This window comes from Streptomyces sp. ISL-96, assembly GCF_018614035.1.
In the GTDB taxonomy this organism is placed as follows: domain Bacteria; phylum Actinomycetota; class Actinomycetes; order Streptomycetales; family Streptomycetaceae; genus Streptomyces.
This window is the reverse complement of the sequence record NZ_JAGGPA010000026.1, coordinates 193,244-209,013: the sequence shown is the minus strand read 5'-3', so window position 1 is coordinate 209,013 and position 15,770 is coordinate 193,244. Positions and strand designations below refer to the sequence as shown.

At 69.8% G+C, this 15,770-nt stretch carries 12 protein-coding genes and 1 tRNA gene; 8 read left to right on the top strand and 5 right to left on the bottom strand.

What is annotated here, in order from left to right:
* Positions 1-19 precede the first annotated feature (19 nt).
* Entirely contained in the window at positions 20-1,153 is a 1,134-nt protein-coding gene (locus tag J7E96_RS19130; protein ID WP_215132845.1) for an acyl-CoA dehydrogenase family protein, read from the top strand.
* A gap of 2 nt (positions 1,154-1,155) precedes the next feature.
* Here the strand turns inward: J7E96_RS19130 and J7E96_RS19125 are convergent, their stop codons facing one another.
* The 5 genes from J7E96_RS19125 to J7E96_RS19105 all read right to left on the bottom strand — a co-directional run bounded on the left by J7E96_RS19125 (position 1,156) and on the right by J7E96_RS19105 (position 5,959).
* On the bottom strand, positions 1,156-1,500 hold the full coding sequence (locus tag J7E96_RS19125) for a rhodanese-like domain-containing protein (RefSeq protein WP_215132844.1): 345 nt from the start codon (positions 1,498-1,500) through the stop codon (positions 1,156-1,158).
* Between the two features lie 39 nt (positions 1,501-1,539).
* Positions 1,540-2,439 carry a J domain-containing protein gene (locus J7E96_RS19120; RefSeq protein ID WP_215132843.1) on the bottom strand — a complete coding sequence of 300 codons (900 nt, stop codon included), beginning with the start codon at positions 2,437-2,439 and terminating at the stop codon, positions 1,540-1,542.
* 34 nt (positions 2,440-2,473) lie between these two features.
* Positions 2,474-3,916, bottom strand: a complete 1,443-nt coding sequence (locus J7E96_RS19115; RefSeq protein ID WP_215132842.1) for a DUF2252 domain-containing protein — start codon at positions 3,914-3,916, stop codon at positions 2,474-2,476.
* A 174-nt stretch (positions 3,917-4,090) separates the two neighbouring features.
* On the bottom strand, positions 4,091-5,788 hold the full coding sequence (locus tag J7E96_RS19110; RefSeq protein WP_215132841.1) for a glycosyltransferase: 1,698 nt from the start codon (positions 5,786-5,788) through the stop codon (positions 4,091-4,093).
* Positions 5,789-5,876: 88 nt separating this feature from the next.
* Positions 5,877-5,959 (bottom strand) — tRNA-Leu (locus tag J7E96_RS19105).
* Between the two features lie 358 nt (positions 5,960-6,317).
* Between J7E96_RS19105 and J7E96_RS19100 the strand changes: the two genes are divergently transcribed.
* The 7 genes from J7E96_RS19100 to J7E96_RS19070 all read left to right on the top strand — a co-directional run bounded on the left by J7E96_RS19100 (position 6,318) and on the right by J7E96_RS19070 (position 15,741).
* Complete coding sequence (locus J7E96_RS19100) at positions 6,318-7,199, top strand: DUF3662 and FHA domain-containing protein (RefSeq protein ID WP_215132840.1); 882 nt, start codon at positions 6,318-6,320, stop codon at positions 7,197-7,199.
* 10 nt (positions 7,200-7,209) lie between these two features.
* Entirely contained in the window at positions 7,210-7,719 is a 510-nt protein-coding gene (locus J7E96_RS19095; protein ID WP_028810660.1) for an FHA domain-containing protein, read from the top strand.
* A 137-nt stretch (positions 7,720-7,856) separates the two neighbouring features.
* Complete coding sequence (locus tag J7E96_RS19090; RefSeq protein WP_215132839.1) at positions 7,857-9,386, top strand: Stp1/IreP family PP2C-type Ser/Thr phosphatase; 1,530 nt, start codon at positions 7,857-7,859, stop codon at positions 9,384-9,386.
* Positions 9,387-9,408: 22 nt separating this feature from the next.
* A complete protein-coding gene (locus tag J7E96_RS19085) occupies positions 9,409-10,824 on the top strand; it encodes an FtsW/RodA/SpoVE family cell cycle protein (RefSeq protein WP_215132838.1) in 1,416 nt (471 codons plus the stop codon).
* Positions 10,821-12,281 (top strand): penicillin-binding protein 2, encoded by a 1,461-nt coding sequence (locus J7E96_RS19080; protein WP_215132837.1) that lies wholly within the window; start codon positions 10,821-10,823, stop codon positions 12,279-12,281. The genes J7E96_RS19085 and J7E96_RS19080 overlap by 4 nt, the downstream gene beginning before the upstream one ends.
* A gap of 169 nt (positions 12,282-12,450) precedes the next feature.
* Positions 12,451-14,490: a Stk1 family PASTA domain-containing Ser/Thr kinase gene (pknB, locus tag J7E96_RS19075; protein ID WP_215132836.1), complete on the top strand. Its 2,040-nt coding sequence runs from the start codon at positions 12,451-12,453 to the stop codon at positions 14,488-14,490.
* A 222-nt stretch (positions 14,491-14,712) separates the two neighbouring features.
* The gene (locus tag J7E96_RS19070; protein WP_215132835.1) at positions 14,713-15,741 is read left to right on the top strand and encodes a restriction endonuclease; all 1,029 of its coding nucleotides are present in this window, start codon (positions 14,713-14,715) and stop codon (positions 15,739-15,741) included.
* The last annotated feature ends 29 nt before the right edge of the window (positions 15,742-15,770 follow it).

Here is a 15,770-nt window from a genome sequence, read left to right as displayed (position 1 = left end):
GCACGGGAGGGCAAGGGACGTGGACTTCACCTTCACCGAGGAGCAGCAGGCGGCCGTCGAAGCCGCGAAGGCGGTCTTCTCGGGCGTCGCGCCCGACCAGGTCCCGAGCCCGGCACTCACCCCGGGCGCGGTGGCCGAGGACTTCGACCGGCCGCTGTGGGCCAGGCTCGCCGGCTGTGACCTGCTGAGCCTGGTCCTGGCCGCCGAACACGGAGGGGCGGGCCTCGATCCCATCGCGCTCTGCCTCGTGCTGCGCGAGTCCGCGAAGGTGCTCGCCCGCGTACCCCTGCTGGAGACCAGTGCGGTCGCGATGGCCGTACAGGCCTACGGCAGCCCGGAGCTGGCGGCCGAGATCCTTCCCCGCGTCGGCCGCGGCGAACTGGTGCTGACGGCCGGCGCCAACGGCCGCACCGGCCACGATCCGGCCGAGCTCGCCGTCACCGCACAGCGGGACGGCGGTCAATGGCTGCTCGACGGCGTCCAGACGGGCGTGCCCTGGGCGCAGAGCGCGGACCGTATCGCCGTGCCCGCGCACACCGGCGCGGGCCGCGCCGTGCTCGCCCTGGTCCCCCGCGACCACCCGGGCGTCACGCTCGCCGACCAGGTCTCCACCAGCGGAGAACGCTTCGCCGAGGTCCGCCTCGATTCCGTACGCGTCACCGCCCCTCAGGTGATCGACACCGAGGGCGCCTGGGACTGGCTGCGCGATCTCCTCACCACCGGCACCTGCGCGCTCGCACTGGGGCTCGGCGAGCGCGTACTGGCCATGACGAGCGAATACACCGGCAAACGCGAACAGTTCGGCTTCCCCGTCGCCACCTTCCAGGCCGTGGCCGTCCAGGCGGCCGACCGCTACATCGACCTGCGCGCCATGGAAGTCACCCTCTGGCAGGCCGCCTGGCGGCTGGCCACGGGATCGCACGGCGCCCTGCCCGTGACGGGCGATGTGGCGGTGGCGAAGATCTGGGCGTCCGACAGTGTACGCCGCGTCGTGCAGACCGCACAGCATCTGCACGGCGGCTTCGGCGCGGACACCGACTACCCCCTGCACCGCTACCACGCGTGGGCCAAGCAGATCGAGCTCTCACTCGGCCCGGCCGCCGCGCACGAAGAGGCACTGGGCGACCTGCTGGCCGCCCACACCCTTGGCTGAGATCAGAGGACGAAGGCCGGGCTTCCGCTGTCGGTGACCATCGGGCGTCCGGCGCCGTCCCAGGCGAGCATCCCGCCGTCGACGTTCACCGCGTCCACGCCCTGCTGCACCAGATACTGCGTGACCTGCGCGGACCGGCCACCGACCCGGCACATCACGTGCACCCGCCGGCCGTCCTGCGCCGCTTCGGTGAGCTCACCGAAGCGGCCCACGAAGTCGCTCATCGGGATGTGCAGCGCGCCCTCGACGTGACCGGCTGCCCACTCGTCGTCCTCCCGTACGTCCAGCACGAGGCCGTCGGCCGGCACCGCCGCGGCGTCGACCGAAGGGAGCGGGGCGAAATTCATGGGTCATGCCTTCTTTCGTACGTACACAGTCTTCGCAACCTACTGCACCAGTTTCGCCAGATCCGCCTCGCGCTCGGAGACCCGCGCGAGCAGTTGCTCGGCGATCTCCTCCAGCAACCGGTCCGGATCCTCGGGCGCCATCCGCAGCATCGACCCGATGGCGCTGTCCTCCAGCTCCTGGGCGATCACCGACAGCAGCTCCTTGCGCTGCGAGAGCCACTCCAGCCGGGCGTAGAGCTCGTCACGCTCAGGCTGCTGCTCCTCGGGCGCCGGCCCCGCCGCCCACTCCTCCGCGAGCGTGCGCAGCTGGTCCACATCACCGCGCCCGTACGCGGCATTGACCCGCGTAATGAACTCGTCCCTGCGGCTCCGCTCCGCATCGTCCTGCGCCAGGTCCGGGTGCGCCTTGCGGGCAAGCTCCCGGTAGAGCTTGCGCGCCTCCTCGGTCGGCCTGACCCGCTTCGGCGGCTGCACGGTCTGCCCGGTGAGCATCGCCGATGCCTCGGGCGACAGGCCGTCCGAGTCCATCCAGTCGTGGAACAGCTCCTCGACGCCGGGCATCGGCATGACGACGGCCCGCGCCTCGTCCGCCCTGCGGCGGTCTTCCGGATCGCCGGTACGGGCGGCTGTGGCCTCCGCGATCTGGGCGTCCAGCTCGTCCAGGCGCGCGTACATCGGTCCGAGCTTCTGGTGATGGAGCCGGGAGAAGTTCTCCACCTCGACCCGGAAGGTCTCCACCGCGATCTCGAACTCGATCAGTGCCTGCTCGGCGGCGCGCACGGCCCGCTCCAGCCGGGCCTCGGGCCGCTCCGGAGCCTCGCCCGTCTGCGGCTCCCCGGCCTCACGTCCAGCCTCGCCCCCGGCCTCGCGCCCGGACGCGTGCGGGTCCTGCGGGTCATCGTTGCGGGTCGTCGGCTCCCCGTGAGCTTCCTGAGTCACCCGCCCAGCGTACGGGCGGCGGGGGTCGCCGTGCTCACACCCCTGCCTCGGCGGCTATTCGCCCGTCCTTGACCGCCGCCACCAGATCGGCGTGATCCGCTTCCGTACGGTCCGCGTACACCACCGCGAAACGCGCCACCGCCTCGTCGAACTCCTCGTTCTTCCCGCAGTACCCGGCGACCAGCCGGGGGTCGACGCTGTGCGCGTGGGCACGCGCCAGCAGCGCCCCGGTCATCCGCCCGTAGTCGTCCAGCTGGCCGGGGTCGAGCGCCGCCGGATCCACACTGCCCTTGCGGTTCCTGAACTGCCGTACCTGGAAGGGCCGCCCTTCCACCTCGGCCCAGCCCAGCAGGTTGTCACTGACCACCTGCATCCGCTTCTGCCCGAGCACGACCCGCCGCCCCTCATGCCCGGCGCCCGGCGCCCCGAAGCCGGCGAGAGGCAGGTAGGGCGCCAGCACCGACGGGCGCGCCTCCTTCACCTGGAGCACCAGCGGCTCGCCCCGGTGGTCGAGCAGCAGCACCACGTACGACCGCGTCCCCACGCTGCCGGTGCCGACCACCCGGAACGCCACATCGTGGATCGCGTACCGCGCGAGCAGCGGCAGCCGGTCCTCGGGAAGCGTCTTGAGATACCCGCCCAGCGCCGAGGCGACCGCGGCCGCCTCCACGTCCGTCACCCGCCGCAGCACCGGCAACGCGTCCACGAAGCGCCGCGTCCCGCCCGGCCCCTCGGCCGTCGCCCTGGCGGCGAACCGCGCACTGGTGTTGTTACGGGCCTTCTCCGCGACCCGCTCGAGCGTGCCGAGCAGGTCCCGCGCGTCCGTGTGCGAGACGAGCTCCTCGTCGGCGATCGCGTTCCACGCGTCCAGCACCGGCATCCTGGCCAGCAGCCGCATCGTCCGCCGGTACGCCCCGACCGCGTCGAAAGCCGCCTGCCGGCAGACGTCCTCGCCGGCCCCCGTCTGGCGCCCCGCCAGCACCAGTGACGCCGCGAGCCGCTTGACGTCCCACTCCCACGGGCCGACGACGGTCTCGTCGAAGTCGTTCAGGTCGATGACCAGCCGGCCGCGCGCATCGCCGTACAGGCCGAAGTTCGCCGCATGCGCGTCACCGCATATCTGCGCGCCCAGCCCCGTGACCGGCGTACCCACCAGGTCGTGCGCCATCAGTCCGGCCGCGCCCCGCATGAAGGCGAAGGGGGAAGCGGCCATACGCCCGACCCGTATCGGCGTCAGCCCGGGCACCCGGCCGCGGCTGGACTCCTCGACCGCCCGCACCGCGTCGGGCCGCCGCACCGCGAGCACCAGCGAATCGTGCGAGGCCCTGGGCACCCGCGACCGCAATGCCTTGCCCTCAGCCTTGGGCGATACGTCGGGCGATCCCTCCCCCGTACACCGCGCGAAGCCTGGCACCTCGGGAATACGCCCCCGGGACAGCGCCCCCTCGACCCTCTCGACCCTCTCGTTCTCGGCCATGGTGCGCCGCCTCCCCCGCCCTCGCACAGCACCGGCTGCTGCCGGCCGCAGCCGCCAACATCAACTGCTCACGACCGTACCGCCGCCCGCCGACACCCGTCTCCCCCTGTGGACAACTCCTGTGGACAACCGAACGCACAGGAGGGCGGAGGGGAGCGGAGGAGGCCCGAGGACCTACCGCAGTGTGACGACCGTCGCCGTACCCACGGACCCGTCCGTGACGATCGTGCGTACGTCGGACTCGCGCCCCGCGGCCAGCCGCTCCAGCCCCGCCGCATCCGGCTGCAGCCGCCCCCGCTCGAAGACGACCAGGCTCACCAGCGTCCCCTCAGGCACTCGGACCCGCATCCTCCGGTACTGCGCGTACGTCACCGCGTCGCACCCGGAGTACCAGCCGAACTCCGGCTCGTACCCCGTCACCACCAGACACGGCCGCCCCTGCGCCGCCGCCCCGATCTCCCGCGCGACCGGCACCGTCGACGAGGCCAGCCGCGTCGGCCCCGGCATGGCGCCGTGCGCCACGACCTGCGTCGTACCCAGCACCGTGATCCCCGCCAGCGCCGCCACGGCGGCCAGCACGGCCGCGCTCCGCGCCGGCCCCACCAGCTCGGCCACCGCCTGCACACCGAGCACGGTGAGAAGAACGACAGCGAGGTAGACGAACCGCGGCTCCCCGTCCGTCGCCACGCCGAGGATCACGAAGACCAGCACCGCGGCCGTTCCCAGGAACACCCGCCGCCGGTCATCCGCCCGTACCCCGCAACGCCCGTCGCGCCCCCCTCGGACCCGCCGCAGCGCCGCCCCGGCCGCCCACAGTCCCGCGACCATCACCACCGCACCGAGATCCCCTGCCAGCCGGTACGGAAAGACCGCCAGGTAATAGACGAGCCCGTCACCCACGTACGCGCGATTGGCCTGCGAAGTCGCCGACAGCACCATCCCGAGCGGCGACCCCGTCTCCCGTACGGCATGCACCAGATGCGGTACGAGCCCGATCACCAGCACCACAGCGGCCCCCACCAGCCGCCGCCCCTGTGCCGCCCACGCGCGCGGGCCGTACGCGAAGAGCGCGGCGAGCCCGACCGCCAGCAGGTTCCCCACCACGCCGTACCGCAGATAGAAGGCAGCCAGCGCGGCGGCCGGCACTCCCCACAAGGCCCGGGACCCGTCCTTCTCCTGCGCACGCACCAGCAGGAAGACAACGACCAGCACAAGCCCGGTCGCCCCGATGTCATTGAGGTACTCCGGCACCCGGCGCAAGAACCCCAGCCCGCTCAGCAGCACCACCACGACCACCACCGCACGCCGCCGCGAGGTCCAGGCGGCCGCGACGAGGTACGTCACCGTCAGCGTCCCCAGAGCCAGTACAAGCCCCACCGCACGCAGCACCCCCACGCCGCCACCAACACCACCGCCCGCACCCGCACCCGCACCGCAAGCGCCATACAGCCACAGAGCGATCGCCCCCAGCGCCGGAAGCCCCACAGGCCGGTAGACGCCCCAGCCCGCGTCCGGAGTCCCGTCCACCCAGGAGCGCGCCTTGTTGGCGTACACCGCCTCCTCATGACCGAGGTACGGCTCGAAATCCTGCAGCGCCGCCCACACCCCGGCGGCCGACACCACCGCCCCCACGGCGTACGCCCAGGAGGGCACCCGCCGCAACGCCCGCACAGCCCGCCGCCAGGGCGGGGGTATCCGCTCCCCCCACAGCGGCCGCGAGATCAGCCACGCGGGCGCCGCGACCAGCAGATACGGCCACGGCTGCCACCCCGGCAGCCACGACCCGAACCCCGCCACCAGCAGCACCTGCTGTGCGCCGGCGAGCGCCGTGAACACCACGGCCACGACACCGGCGGCCTTCCTGCGGCTCACCCCGAGATCCCCCACCCCGAACAGAACCCGAAACAGAAACGGACCCCATCGAATAAACGATGAGGCCCGAATCATGGGTCAAACCAAGTGCGCGAGGGGGGATTTGAACCCCCACGTCCCTAAGGACACTGGCACCTGAAGCCAGCGCGTCTGCCGTTCCGCCACTCGCGCATGAGTGGTGCCGTTCGAATCTCTCACTGGTTTGTGCGAGCGCCTGACGACATGCAGAAGATTAGCACGGTGGCCAGGGTGGATTCACACGCGTTGTTCGGGGGGACCCGAGGAAGGGAACGACCAAGGGAACGGCCGAGGGAACGAGACAAGAGAACGATCACGGGAACGCCGCCGCCCGCCACCCACTCCTCCAGAGTGCCCACCGAGTGCGGGACACTGTCAGCAGGCCACCTCTACGATCCCTGTGAGAGGTGACACTCATCCACTGTGCAGACAAGGGGAACCAGCCGATTTCCCGACGCGTGGATACGATCAGTAAGCAGTACCAGGACGGCAACGACGGAGGAGGTGCCTCATGGGAGTCCTGAAGAAGTTCGAGCAGCGACTCGAAGGTCTGGTCAACGGCACCTTCGCCAAGGTGTTCAAGTCCGAAGTCCAGCCCGTCGAGATCGCCGGCGCCCTCCAGCGCGAGTGCGACAACAACGCGACGATCTGGAACCGCGAGCGGACCGTCGTCCCCAACGACTTCATCGTCGAGCTCTCCACCCCGGACTACGAGCGCCTCAGCCCGTACTCCGGCCAGCTCGGCGACGAGCTCTCCGGCCTGGTCCGCGACTACGCGAAGCAGCAGCGCTACACCTTCATGGGCCCCATCAAGGTCCACCTGGAGAAGGCCGAAGACCTCGACACCGGTCTCTACCGCGTACGCAGCCGCACCCTCGCTTCGAGTACGTCGCAGGCCGCCCCGCCGCAGAGCCCGGCCCCCGGCCGGCACAGCCCCGCACCCGCCGCCCCGCGCGGCGGCGGCTACGGCTACCCGCCGTCGGCCGCCCCCGGAGCGCCCCCCATGCCCGCGGCCCCGCCACCCGGCGCGAGGCCCGCGGGACCCGCAGCCGCACCCGCCGACCGCAGACCGGCCGGTCAGGGCGCGGGCCCCGGCCCCATGCCCGGCGCACAGACGCGGCGCTGGATCGAGATCAATGGCACACGCCATCAGATGTCCCGCCCGACGCTGGTGCTGGGCCGCAGCACCGAAGCAGACGTGCGGATCGACGACCCCGGCGTCTCGCGCCGGCACTGTGAGATCCGGACCGGAACGCCCCCGACGATCCAGGATCTCGGGTCTACCAACGGCATCGTGGTAGACGGACAGCACACCACCCGCGCTACGCTCCGCGACGGCTCGCGGATCGTCGTGGGCAGCACAACCATCGTTTATCGGCAAGCCGAAGGGTGAAGCGGGGGCAATGTCAGAGCTGACCCTGACGGTCATGCGGCTAGGTTTCCTGGCCGTTCTGTGGCTGTTTGTGATTGTGGCCGTCCAGGTCATCCGCAGCGATCTGTTCGGTACGCGGGTAACGCAGCGCGGCTCACGCCGCACCGCGTCCGCCGACGCCAGACCGCAGCAGGCCGGACGCCAGCAACAGGCTGCGGCGCCGCCGCAGCAGCGCCAGCGCCGCGGCGCCCCCACAAAGCTGGTGGTGTCCGAAGGCACACTCACCGGCACGACGGTGGCCCTCCAGGGGCAGACCGTCACGCTGGGGCGGGCGCACGACTCGACGATCGTGCTGGACGACGACTACGCGTCCAGCCGTCATGCCAGGATCTACCCGGACCGTGACGGCCAGTGGATCGTCGAGGACCTCGGGTCCACCAACGGCACGTATCTCGACCGGACCCGACTCACCACCCCGACCCCCATTCCGCTGGGCGCGCCGATCCGCATCGGCAAGACCGTCATCGAGCTGCGGAAGTAGTGCTACATCATGAATGAGCGCGAGCGGAGCGAGCGAGCCGCGGCGGCCGTGACAGCGGATCCCCGACGGCTCCCGACCGGAGGGTGGGCAGTGTGGCTCGAGACCGGCTGTACCCGGAGCCGACGGGCGAGGTGCGCATGAGTCTGTCTCTGCGCTTCGCCGCCGGATCACACAAAGGCATGATCCGGGAAGGCAACGAGGACTCGGGTTACGCCGGCCCACGCCTTCTCGCCATCGCCGACGGCATGGGCGGACAGGCCGCGGGCGAAGTGGCGAGCTCCGAGGTCATTTCGACCCTGGTCACGCTCGACGACGACGTACCCGGCTCGGACATCCTCACCTCGCTCGGCACCGCCGTGCAGCGGGCCAACGACCAGCTGCGCATGATGGTCGAGGAGGACCCCCAGCTGGAGGGCATGGGCACCACGCTCACCGCCCTCCTGTGGACCGGTCAGCGCCTCGGTCTCGTGCACGTCGGCGACTCACGGGCGTACCTGCTCCGTGACGGCGTACTGACACAGATCACGCAGGACCACACCTGGGTGCAACGCCTCGTCGACGAGGGCCGCATCACCGAGGAAGAAGCCACCACCCACCCACAGCGCTCCCTGCTGATGCGCGCGCTGGGCAGTGGCGACCACGTCGAACCCGACCTCTCCATCCGTGAGGTCCGGGCCGGCGACCGCTACCTGATCTGCTCCGACGGCCTCTCCGGCGTCGTCTCCCACCAGACGATGGAAGAGACGCTCGCCAGCTACCACGGCCCCCAGGAGACCGTGCAGGAGCTCATCCAGCTCGCCCTGCGCGGCGGCGGACCCGACAACATCACCTGCATCGTCGCGGACGTCCTCGACGTCGACGGCAACGACACCCTGGCCGGGCAGCTCAACGACACCCCGGTCGTCGTCGGCGCGGTCGCCGAGAACCAGATCCAGCAGGCCGCCGCCGACAACGCGGCCGCGATGCAGACCCCCGCGGGCCGCGCGGCGGGCCTCGGCCGGCCCGTTCCCCCGCAGTCCGCACCGGGAGGCGCCTTCGGCCCTCCCGGCAGCGGTGACAACGGCGGCGGTTACGGAGCGGCCCCCGACGGCGCCTTCGGTGCGTACAGCGACGAGGACTTCCTCAAGCCGCGCGCCGGCCGCAGGTGGCTCAAAAGATCGCTCTACCTGGTGCTCGCGCTCGCCGTCGTCGGCGGCGGTCTGTACGGCGGCTACCGCTGGACCCAGACCCAGTACTACGTCGGCGCCAACGACGAGCACGTCGCGCTCTACCGGGGCATCAGCCAGGACCTCGCCTGGGTCTCCCTCTCGAAGATCGAGAAGGACCACCCCGAGATCGAACTCAAGTACCTCCCGCCCTACCAGCGCAAGCAGGTCGAGGCGACCATCACCGAAGGCAGCCTCGCCGACGCACGCGAGAAGGTCGCCGAACTCGGCACCCAGGCCTCCGCGTGCAAGAAGGACGAGGAACGCCGCAAGGCAGAGCGCGAAAACCGCGAGAAAGCAGCGCGTCCGGGCGAGGGCGAAGCGGGCGGCACGACCGGCTCCGGCGCCACGACCCAGACCGCCACGACCCAGAAAATTCCGACGGCTACAGCTCCGCCCACACCTGGCCCCAGCCTCTCCGAGGAAGAGCAGAAGCTCGTCTCGCAGTGCGGTAAGCCGTAAAGCCGTAGGGGGCCTTACCACCATGAGCGTTGTCACCAACACGACCACCATCGGCGCGATCGAAGCGCCGAGCCGGCGCAACACCGAGCTCGCCATGCTCGCGTTCGCCGTCATCATCCCGGTCTTCGCGTACGCCAATGTCGGCCTCGCCAAGGACGGCAGCCTGCCCGCCGGCATGCTCGGCTACGGCATCGGACTCAGCCTGCTCGCGGGCGTCGCGCACCTGATGGTGCGCAAGTTCGCGCCGTACGCCGACCCGCTGATGCTGCCACTGGCCACCCTCCTCAACGGGCTCGGCCTGGTCCTGATCTGGCGGCTCGACCTGGAGCCGTCCATCACCACGCCCGCGCTGGGCGGCGCGATGGCGCCCAAGCAGATGATGTGGTCGGCGGTCGGCGTCGCGCTGTTCCTGTGCGTCCTGCTGTTCCTCAAGGACCACCGCGTACTGCAGCGCTACACGTACATCTCCATGGTCGTGGCCCTCGTACTGCTGATCCTGCCGATGTTCTTCCCCGGCGTGAACGGCGCGAAGATCTGGATCACCATCCCCGGCCTCGGATCACTCCAGCCAGGCGAATTCGCGAAAATCATCATCGCGATCTTCTTCGCCGGCTACCTCATGGTGAAACGCGACGCACTCGCCCTCGCCAGCCGCCGCTTCATGGGCATGTACCTGCCCCGCGGCCGCGACCTCGGACCGATCCTCGCCATCTGGGCCCTCAGCCTGATGATCCTGATCTTCGAGACCGACCTGGGCACCTCACTGCTCTTCTTCGGGCTCTTCGTGATCATGCTGTACGTCGCCACCGAACGCACCAGCTGGGTCGTCTTCGGCCTCACCCTCAGCGCCGCCGGCGCCGTCGGCGTCGCCTCCTTCGCCAGCCACGTACAGACCCGCGTCGACAACTGGCTCAACCCCCTCGCGACGGTCTGCAACGCCGACGGCGAATGCGGCCTCGTCACCGAGACCGCCCAGTCCGTGTACGCCTTCGGCTCCGGCGGCCTCTTCGGCTCCGGCCTCGGCCAGGGCTACTCCAAACTCATCGGCGGCATCGCACCCAAGAGCGACTACATCCTCGCCACCGTCGGCGAGGAAATGGGCCTCACCGGCCTCATGGCGATCATCCTCGTGTACGGCCTCCTCATCGAGCGCGGCGTACGCACCGCGCTCGCCGCCCGCGACCCCTTCGGCAAGCTCCTCGCCATCGGCCTCTCCGGCGCCTTCGCCCTCCAGGTCTTCGTCGTCGCCGGCGGCGTCACCGGCGTCATCCCGCTGACCGGTATGACCATGCCGTTCCTCGCACAGGGCGGCTCCTCCGTCATCGCCAACTGGGCGCTCATCGCCATCCTGCTGCGCATCAGCGACACCGCCCGCAGGCCCGCACCCGCCCCCGCACCTACCTCCGACGCCGAGATGACCCAGGTGGTCCGCCCGTGAACAAGCCCCTGCGCCGGGTCGCGATCTTCTGCGGCCTGCTCGTCCTCGCCCTGCTCGTACGCGTCAACTGGGTGCAGTACGTCAAGGCCGACGAGCTCACCAAGGACCCCAACAACCGCCGCGTACTGATCGACCGCTACGCCCACAAGCGCGGCGACATCATCGTCGACGGCAAGGCCATCACCGGGTCCGTCGAGGCCAAGAACGGTGACCTCAAGTACAAGCGGACCTACAAGGACGGCGCCATGTGGGCCCCCGTCACCGGCTTCGCCTCCCAGGTCTACGGCGCCACCCAGCTCGAGAGCATCGAGGACGACATCCTCACCGGCACCGACGACCGGCTGTTCTTCGACCGGACGCTCTCCATGTTCACCGGTGACAAGAAGCAGGGCGGCAACGTCCTCACCACCCTCAACGGTGACGCCCAGCGCGCCGCGTACAACGGCCTCAAGGGCAAGAAGGGCGCCGTCGCCGCTCTCGACCCGCGCACCGGAAAGATCCTCGCGCTGGCCAGCGCGCCGTCGTACGACCCCTCGACCATCGCCGGCATGGGCGACGGCAAGGCGTGGGAGAAGATCGACAAGAAGCTCAACCCCGACGACCCGTCGCTCAACCGCGCGCTCCGCCAGACCTACCCGCCGGGCTCGACGTTCAAGGCGGTCACGGCCGCAGCGGCCCTGGAGCACGGTCTGTACGACAACATCGACGCGAAGACCAAGTCGCCGCTGCCGTGGAGGCTGCCGCTCTCCACCAAGAACCTGGTGAACGACGGCAACCACCCCTGCGAGAACGCCACCCTGCGCGTCGCCCTCCAGTGGTCCTGCAACACGGTCTTCGGCAAGATCGGCGCCGACCTCGGCAACGAGAAGATGCTGGAGACGGCGGAGAAGTTCGGCTTCAACGAGGAGCAGTTCGTGCCGGTGCGCGCGACCGCGAGCGTGTTCTCCAAGGACATGGACAAGGCCGGGACCGCGCTCTCCTCCATCGGCCAGTTCAACACCGCCGCCACCCCCCTGCAGATGGCCATGGTGACCGCCGCCATCGCCAACGACGGCAAGCTGATGAAGCCGTACATGGTCGACCGGCTCACCGACCCGAACCTGGACGTCCTGGAAAAGACGAGCCCCGAGGAGATGAGCCAGCCGCTCTCTCCCGAGAACGCTCAGAAGGTCCAGGAAATGATGGAGACGGTCGTCAAGGAGGGCACCGGCACCAGGGCCCAGATCCAGGGCGCCACCGTCGGCGGCAAGACCGGCACCGCCCAGCACGGCGTCGACAACAGTGAGAAGCCGTACGCCTGGTTCATCTCGTACGCCAAGACCGACAACGGCTCACCCGTCGCGGTCGCCGTCGTCGTCGAGGACGACAACGCGAACCGTGAGGACATCTCCGGCGGCGGTCTCGCGGCCCCCATCGCCAAGGACGTAATGCAGGCCGTGCTCGACAGGGAGAAGTGACGCCGGTCACCTGAAGGCCGCGTAACGCCCAGGTCGCGGTACCGGTCGGGTATCAGCTGACCGTCACGGGAGGATCGGATACGGCCCGCCCGGTACCGTATGCGCGGACAGCACACCGCCGGACCACACACAGGTGCGGTCGGGACAGACGGAGAGGGCTGGATTAGCTATGGAAGAGCCGCGTCGCCTCGGCGGCCGGTACGAGCTGGGCTCGGTGCTCGGCCGTGGTGGCATGGCCGAGGTCTACATCGCGCACGACACCCGGCTCGGCCGCACCGTCGCCGTGAAGACGCTGCGGGTGGATCTCGCGCGCGACCCGTCCTTCCAGGCCCGGTTCCGCCGCGAGGCCCAGTCCGCGGCCTCGCTGAACCACCCGGCGATCGTCGCGGTCTACGACACCGGCGAGGACTACGTCGACAACGTCTCCATCCCGTACATCGTGATGGAGTACGTCGACGGGTCGACCCTGCGTGAGCTGCTGCACTCCGGCCGCAAGCTGCTGCCCGAGCGCACCCTGGAAATGACCGTAGGCATCCTCCAGGCGCTCGAATACTCGCACCGCGCCCAGATCGTGCACCGCGACATCAAGCCGGCGAACGTCATGCTGACGCGCACCGGCCAGGTCAAGGTCATGGACTTCGGCATCGCCCGCGCCATGGGCGACTCCGGCATGACCATGACGCAGACGGCCGCGGTCATCGGAACCGCCCAGTACCTCTCCCCGGAGCAGGCCAAGGGCGAGCAGGTCGACGCCCGCTCGGACCTCTACTCCACCGGCTGCCTGCTCTACGAGCTGCTGACCGTACGCCCGCCCTTCATCGGGGACTCCCCGGTCGCGGTCGCCTACCAGCACGTACGGGAAGAACCGCAGCCCCCGTCGAACTTCGACGCCGAGATCACGCCCGAAATGGACGCCATTGTCCTGAAGGCGCTGGTCAAGGACCCCGACTACCGCTACCAGTCCGCCGACGAGATGCGCGCCGACATCGAGGCCTGCCTCGACGGCCAGCCCGTCGCGGCCACCTCCGCGCTCGGCGCGGTCGGGTACGGCGGCTACGGCGGCCACGGCGACGATCACCCCACCACGGCGATGCGCTCGGCCGACGGCGGCGGTGCCCCCACGTCGATGCTCCCGCCGGTCAACCCGGACGACGGCGGCTACGGCTACGACGACCGCCCGGACCGCCGCAGGCAGCAGAAGAAAAGCAACCTCTCGACGATCCTGCTCGTCCTCGCGGGCATCCTCGTCCTCGTCGGCGCGATCCTGATCGGCAAGGCGATCTTCAGCGGCGAAAGCGACAAGGGCACCCGCACGGTGCCGCTCCTGGTCGGCGAGACCCTCGCCAAGGCGAAGGATCTCGGCACGAACGCCGACCTCACCGTCCAGGTCGGAGAGCGCAAGGAGTGCGAAGAGCAGCCCAAGGGCAAGATCTGCAGCCAGTCCCCGGACAGCGGCCAGGAGGTCCAGGAAGGCGACACCATCACGGTCGTCGTCTCCACGGGCGCTCCGAAGATCGAAGTCCCCGACGTCATGGACCAGACGAGGGACCGGGCCACCAAGAACCTCGAAGACAAGGGCTTCGACGTCGACACCAAGCAGGTCGAGTCCGAGAAGGCACCCGGCACGGTCGTCAACCAGGACCCGCCGGGCGGCACAAAGGCGGAGAAGGGCGAGACAGTCGTCATCTCCATCGCCAAGTCGACCAAGGCGGACGTCCCGCCGGTCGTCGGTCAGAACGTCGACGCGGCCAAGAAGCAGCTGACGGACCTCGGCTTCCAGGTCTCCGTCGTCGAGGAAGAATCGACCCAGCCCCCGAACACGGTCATCAAGCAGGACCCGGTGGGCAACAGCCAGACCGACAAGGGCGGCACCATCACCCTGACCGTCGCGAAGGCCCCCGCCCAGGAACAGGTCGCGGTACCGGCCGCGACCGGCCAGAAGGTCAAGGACGCCCGCAAGGCGATCGAGGACGCCGGCCTGACCGTCGGCACGATCACCGAGCCCCAGGACGACGAGGCCATCGTCGTCCTCACCCAGCCCGCGGCAGGCCAGCAGGTCCCCAAGGGCACCGCGGTCAACCTGACCACCGTGGCCGGCGGCGGCGGTGGCGGTGACGGCGGAGGCGGTGACGGGGGCAACAACGGCGGCGGCAACGACGCCGGCGGCCTCTTCGGCGGCGGCTTCGGCCGCGGCGGCGACAGCGACTAGCCCGCCCTGGGTGCAGCACGCGGAAGGGCCGTGGACTTCGAGAGAAGTCCACGGCCCTTCTTGCTTGCCTCGGCACTGAACCCTTCAAGGGGGCCTGTCTACATGAAGTCGAACGACACACCGAAACACGAGCGTGTCTTCATATGTACGGACTCGTTAAGCAGCTCACCACTGAGTTGCTGCAAGCAACTCAGTCAGGCCATCGAGCAAGGGCCAAGGAACATGCTCAACGAGACCGTTCTCCTGGAGTCGAAGTCACTGCGCGAGAGCGTGGCCACCCGGACCGACGTACTCAACAGGGTCAAGGCACTGTCGCTACTGCCGGACGGCATGCACGTCACGACGGCGATGGTCGCCGCCTACTTCCAGGTCGGCGTTAAGGCCATCCGCTCCTTGGTGCTTGATCACCGTGACGAGCTGACAGCCAACGGCTACCGCGTTTTGTCAGGTACAGAACTGAGCTCCTTTAAGGAGCTCAGTGGGATCCAGTCGCACACACCGACCCTCGCACTGTTCTCCCGGCGCACCGTCCTCAACGTCGCCATGCTGCTCCGCGACAGCGAAACCGCACGTCAGGTGCGTACGTACCTCCTCGACGCCGAATACACCGCCCGCACGCAGCCTGTGGATAACTTTGTCCCCACAGCCCCTGACCCCCTCGACGACCGCATCGACCGACGCATCACCGACATCCTCGGCAAGGCCGTCGTCCCCATGTTCAACGCCCTCATCGAATCCTCGGGCGAGCAGCGCAAGGAGCTCATCTCCCTCCGCGACGACGTGCAGCGCATCGAGCGCAAGCTCGTCCAGCACGACGTGCGGCTGGTGCGGCTGGAGCGGGTGCAGGGGCAGCGCGGCCTCGCCGGGGTGATGGCTGCCATCGACGGCATGAACTGGCGGGAGTTCGAGGAGCACGTGGCCCAGCTGCTCCGCCGCGACGGCTGCACCGACGTCGAGATCCACGGCGGAAGCGGCGACCGTGGGGCGGACATCAGCGGTCGTACGGCCGACGGGCGCCGGTTCGTCGTGCAGTGCAAGCACCGGGCTCCGTACCGCTCCGTGTGGAGCGGAGAGATGCAGAAGTTCGTCGGCACCAAGACCCTGCACCAGGCGGACGTGGCCGTGTACGCCGCGACCTGCCCGTTCTCACCCGAGTCACTCGCCATCGCCGCCCAGGCCGGCGTCACCGCCGTACACCGCGGCCTGCTGGAATCCTGGAGCGCAGGCGCGACGCTGGAAGTCCTGCGCTAGCAGCAGTCCAGTCCGCAAAAAAGGGCCCG